Annotated in this window: 1 pseudogene; it reads right to left on the reverse strand. The window is 61.1% G+C overall.

Annotated elements, in window-relative coordinates:
* Nucleotides 1–178: 178 nt before the first annotated feature.
* A pseudogene (locus ACRXB1_RS35260) lies at nt 179–1,894 on the reverse strand (ATP-dependent DNA helicase); the annotation flags it as partial.
* Nucleotides 1,895–1,969: the final 75 nt, after the last annotated feature.

Below are 1,969 nucleotides of genomic sequence, written 5' to 3' on the forward strand. Positions count from 1 at the left end.
CATACGATGCCATCGCACGGTATAGCTTCAACATCTGAAAGGCAAAAAAACACCCCTTCAAGAGGGGTGTTCGAAGTGAATTCCGCTCAGCGTTACAGAACTATGTATTCCTTGCTGGGGGGAATAATTTAAGGCCGGGTTTTTTATTTATGTGTTCGGTTGAAAGAATGCGTGTTACTTACTCTTCCGCTTCGGTCACCGCCGTTTCAGGATCGGTGAAGAACGCGCGCACCACCTCTATTTCACGCGTGCGCTTGAACGGCGGAAGGCTCTGCCAGATGCGCCGGCCGTAGGGTTTATCGACGAGACGGGTGTCGCAGATCATCAGCACACCGCGATCCGTTTCTGCGCGAATCAGACGCCCCGCGCCCTGCTTGAGCGTGATCACTGCCTGCGGCAACTGGTGCACAGCGAAAGGGCTCAAGCCCTTCTTCGTCAGCGCATCGAGTCTCGCCGACAACACGGGATCATCGGGCGGCGCAAAAGGTAGCTTGTCGATGACAACCAGCGACAACGCATCACCGCGCACATCCACGCCTTCCCAGAAACTCTGGCTGCCAACGAGGATCGCGTTGCCATAAGAACGGAAACGATCGAGCAATTCAGTGCGGCTCGCGTCGCCCTGAACCAGCAACGGATAATCCCAGCCGCGCCGCTCGATGGTGTCGCGCAGGCGGTTGGCAATGCGATCGACGGCGCGCAAGGTCGTGCACAAGAAAAACACGCCCCCCTTCGATGCTTCGATGACAGGCAACGCGGCGTCGAACACGGCGTCGGTGAAATTCGGCGACGATGGTTGCGGCAAGTTGCGCGGCACGTACAGCAAGCCCTGCTCGGGGTAGTCGAAGGGACTGGGCAGCGTCATGGAGCGTCGCGCGTTCAGGCCCATCTGTGCGGCGTAATGGGTGAAGTCGCCGCGCACCGACAAGGTTGCCGACGTGAAGATCCACGCACGCGGAACGCCCGCGCGCTGCTTCGAAAAGATTGGCGCAACGGACAGCGGCGTTTCGTGCAACTGGACCGTGTGCGAGAATACTTCGATCCATCGGACCATCTCGTTCGGATCGGCTTTGGCGGCGGCTTCCTTCTCTTGCGCGACGGCCTTTTCCACGGACGTTGGCGGTGCGGTCCAGCCCCCCAGCAAACCTTGTAATTCCCGTGCCCGGCGCTGCAGCGCGCCCAGCGATTCCGCGCGTTCGGCGTGAGCGTTCAAAGCGGCCGTGAGCGCATTGAGGTGTTCCTCAAGTGTGTCGAGGGCATCGAATAAAGGATGATCGTCGGCGAGCTGGCCGAGCGACATGCGCACCGAATCTTCCCTGAATGCGAGCCGGACGTCCCGCGCCGCACGTTCGAGCGCGGCGCCGAGCTTGGTCCAGTCGGAGAAGTCACGCGCGTGGCTCAGGCCTTCCGCAACGGCATCGCGTGCGAGTTCCAGGAACTGCGTGGTCGATACGGTCTCGCCGAAGAACAGCGTCGCGGTCTCGGGAAGCTGATGGGCTTCGTCGAAGATGATGGTGTTGGCGGTCGGCAGCAACTCGGCCATGCCGGTGTCGCGGAGCATGACATCGGCGAAAAACAGGTGGTGATTCACTACCACGATGTCCGCCTGCTGCGCCTCGCGCCGCGCCTGCATCACGAAGCATTCCTTGTACTGCGGGCATTCCTGGCCGAGGCAGTTGTCGCGCGTGGACGTGACCATCGGCCAGACCGGCGAGTTCTCGGGCACGCTCGCGAGTTCGGCCTTGTCACCGGTGTGCGTCAGTTTCGCGAAGCGGATGATTTCCTGCAGATGCGCGGTGTCCTGGCGCGTGGGCAAACGGCCGTTATCGGCGGTGCGCTGCAGGTAGTAATGGCACAGGTAATTCGCGCGGCCCTTGAGCATCGCGACGGAAACCGCGCATCTGCAGGAAATCATCCGCTTCGCGAAACTGACGCACACCGGTGACAAGGCCGAACTCGCGAGCGTGCA

The sequence above is a fragment of the Caballeronia sp. M23-90 genome, assembly GCF_053574605.1.